Consider the following 3,400-nt stretch of genomic DNA (forward strand, 5'->3'; position numbering starts at 1 on the left):
ATCGGCGGGCGCCTGCACGGCAAAATGTGCGCGGATCCGCTCGACCCGCGCGGCGACGACGTCGCTGTATCCCCGGTGCGGGCCGCGGTGCAACGCATGCCCCGATGACAGCGCGGCGGGTTCGGATGCCGGCAGCACCAGCCCGTTGCGCGCGAAATGCTGGAGCGCGAAGCCTTCGGCGTGAAGCTGTTCGAACATCGCGGCCATCTGCGGGCGCCGCAACAGCGCGACGGGGATCAGATGATGGCGCTGGAACCCGGTCTGCGGCGGCGGAGCGCCTTGCCAGCCGCCCTGCCGCATCAGGTGTCGCGGCCGAACTCGACAACAACGGTCGACCGCTGGTTCCCGCCGATCGGTCGGGGCGACAGCCCGATCCATTCGCCCGCCCCCAGTCCGCGCATCGTGCGATTGGCCAGAACGGGGCCGTTAAGCATCATGTCGAGCGCAAGCCGCGACAGGCGCCGTACCATTTCGGCGACCGTCCACCCTCCCGGGATGCGCGCTTCCAGTTCCTGGCCCGCGAACAGCGCCAGCCCGCGCGTCGCCATGCTCGCGCCATCGCCCGTGTCGCGGCGGCGAAAGGCGACGAGGTGCAGCACCGGTGGCATCCCGCTCGCCAGCATTTCGGCGACCGAGGCGCGGAACTGCTGCGCATCGGACCATAATCGCGCGGGCGACCAGAAGATATGGCTGGCATCGAACATGTCGATCAGCAGCACCATCATCTTGAAGAATTCGCGCATCCGGGCCGCCTGCCCCGGCGCTTCCTTCGCTTCGGGGCGGCTTTCGGGAATGAAATACCAGCATTGGCCGCCCGCCTGCCAGCCGTGCGGCAAGCTGGCGGCAAGCAGGCTGGTCGACGGTTGGTCGGGATCGGCCAGATCGCGCGCCATATCGCCCGCACGCCCTGCGAGGACCGACACGGTGCCGAAACGCAGGCGAAATCTTGGCGGACCGATCCACCCGGCGGCGTCGGGATCGTCGTCTGTCACGCGCTCGGGACGTAGCCCCATATGCCGCAGCGATGTTTCCAGCGCGTCGCCCGATCCGTCCCGCATCGCGGTGCCGACGACCAAGGCAAAGGGTTCCGGGGGAACCGGCAGGATCAGAGCGTCGCGATTGCCGGCATCCATAGCGCTGGTCGATCTTTGTGGGTCCATCCTTGCATCGCAAGACTGGCAGCAATGTTCAAACGCTTATTCGAACATGTCGGGAAGTTAATCCGGCCGGCCTCCCGACGCCCGGCGTCAGATCGCGACCTGACTCCCCAGTTCGACGACGCGATTGGTCGGCAGGCGGAAATATTCCATCGCGCTTTCCGAATTGCGCAGCATCCACGCGAACAGCTTTTCGCGCCATATCGGCATGCCGGGCTTGCTCGCCGCGATCAGCGTCTGGCGCGACAGGAAAAAGCTCGTTTCCAGCATCTTGAACTCGCCGCCGCAACTCGTGACCCGCTTCAGCGCGTCTGGCACGTCGACCGGCTGCATGAAGCCATAGTTCAGGATCAGCCGGTGGAAACCCTGTCCCAGATCTTCGAGCGCGCAATGATTTTCCTCGCGCACGAACGGCACGTCGGCGATCTTGATCGTCAGAAGGATGATGCGCTGGTGCAGCACCTTGTTGTGCTTCAAATTGTGGAGCAGCGCGTGCGGCACCCCGTCGGCGCTCGACGTCATGAACACCGCGGTACCCGGTACGCGCGTCGCGCTGTTTGCCGCCGATTTCACAAACACCGGGATCGGCATCGCGCCCTCCGCCATTTCCTGCTGCATCAGCTTGCGTCCGCGCGACCAGGTCGTCAGCATGGTGAAGATCGTCAGGCCGATCGCCAGCGGTACCCAGCCGCCATCGGGCACCTTGATCAGGTTCGCGCCGAAATAGGCGATATCGACGATGAAGAAGACCGCGAGCACCGGCAGCGCCTTCCACGCCGGCCACTTCCACAGCGTGAACAGCACGACGCTCAGCAAACAGGTATCGATGAACATCGCCCCCGTCACCGCGATGCCATAGGCGGCGGCAAGGTTGCTCGACGACCCGAAGAAGAGGACGAGGATGATGACCATTACCATCAGCCCCCAGTTGACCACCGGGATATAGATCTGTCCCGCCGCCGACGCGCTCGTATGCTCGACGCGAAGGCGCGGCATGAAGCCGAGCTGGATGGCCTGCTGGGTCAGCGAGAACGCGCCCGAGATCACCGCCTGGCTCGCGATGATCGTCGCGAGGATCGCGAGAATGACGACCGGAACCTGCCAGGCGTCGGGCATCATCTGGAAAAAGGGATCGGCGATCAGGTCGGCACGCGGCCCCATCTCGGCCTCGAGCACCATCGCGCCCTGTCCCATATAGTTGAGCATCAGCGCTGGCAGCACGAAGGCAAGCCAGCTCAGCCCGATCGGCCCGCGTCCGAAATGCCCCATATCGGCATAGAGCGCTTCCGCGCCCGTCACTGCGAGCACGACCGCGCCCAGCGCGATGAAGGCGGTGAACCCGTCGATATAGAAGAAGCGCAGCGCGTTCACCGGGTTCAGCGTTTCGAGGATGATTCCCGGATGGTCGACGATATGGATCACGCCGAGTACTGCAAGCATCGTGAAATAGGCCAGCATGATCGGCCCGAACAGCGCCCCGACCTTGGCCGTCCCGCGCGACTGGATCGCGAACAGGGCGATCAGGATCGCCAACGCGATCGGCACGATATAGGGTTCGAACCCCTTGTTGACATAACTCAGCCCCTCGGTCGCCGAGAGCACCGACATCGCTGGGGTGATCATGCTGTCGCCATAAAAGAGCGCCGTCGCGAACACGCCGAGCAGGATGATCGGCCAAGTCCAGCGTTTCTCGCCCGACGAGCGGCTGATCAGCGCAAGCAGCGCGAGGCTGCCCCCCTCGCCCTTGTTGTCGGCGCGCATGATCGTCAGCACATATTTGAAGGTGACGACCAGCATCATCGACCAGAAGACGAGGCTCAGCACGCCATAGATATGCAGCCGGTCGGCTTCGATCGGATGGTGTCCGGCAAAGGTTTCGCGAAACGCGTAAAGCGGGCTGGTGCCGATGTCGCCGAACACGACGCCGACCGCGCCGACGGCGAGCTTCAGCTTGCTATCGCCATGGTGCCCGTGCCCGTAATGGGCCATTTCGGCGGCGGCCGGAGCGGCGCCATCGGCGCCGCCCGTCGCCTGTTGCGACTCAGCAGTCATCGCGCGCCTTTAGACGAGCCGGCGCCGATAACATAGGTTCCAATTCGGGACGCATCTTACGGACCGGCCGGTTCGTCGGCGGGTTCGTCGGCTACCGGTCCCAGCGCCTGTCGCAGCTGCGCCAGCCGCACCTCGAGGTCGGGCCGCCACGGCGCATCGGCCGGGCTGCGCGCGAGTAGCTGGCTCCATAC

General features: G+C 65.0%; 3 protein-coding genes. All 3 read right to left on the bottom strand.

What is annotated here, in order from left to right:
- Positions 1 to 300, bottom strand: a 300-nt coding sequence (locus tag VN047_RS01040) for an AHH domain-containing protein (protein WP_325539134.1), incomplete at its 3' end; no start/stop codon positions are given.
- Entirely contained in the window at positions 300 to 1,133 is an 834-nt protein-coding gene (locus tag VN047_RS01045; RefSeq protein ID WP_325539136.1) for a hypothetical protein, read from the bottom strand. The genes VN047_RS01045 and VN047_RS01040, both read right to left, overlap by 1 nt.
- Positions 1,134 to 1,247: 114 nt before the next feature.
- On the bottom strand, positions 1,248 to 3,209 hold the full coding sequence (locus tag VN047_RS01050; RefSeq protein ID WP_325539138.1) for a potassium transporter Kup: 1,962 nt from the start codon (positions 3,207 to 3,209) through the stop codon (positions 1,248 to 1,250).
- Between the last annotated feature and the right edge of the window lie 191 nt (positions 3,210 to 3,400).

Origin of the sequence: Sphingopyxis sp., assembly GCF_035565275.1 — a bacterium.
Classification (GTDB): Bacteria; Pseudomonadota; Alphaproteobacteria; order Sphingomonadales; family Sphingomonadaceae; genus Sphingopyxis.

Bases quoted from the DNA above. Each gene is read 5' to 3' on its own strand.
- VN047_RS01045 (WP_325539136.1), bottom strand. From the start codon at position 1,133: ATGGATGCCGGCAATCGCGACGCTCTGATCCTGCCGGTTCCCCCGGAA.
- VN047_RS01050 (WP_325539138.1), bottom strand. From the start codon at position 3,209: ATGACTGCTGAGTCGCAACAGGCGACGGGCGGCGCCGATGGCGCCGCT.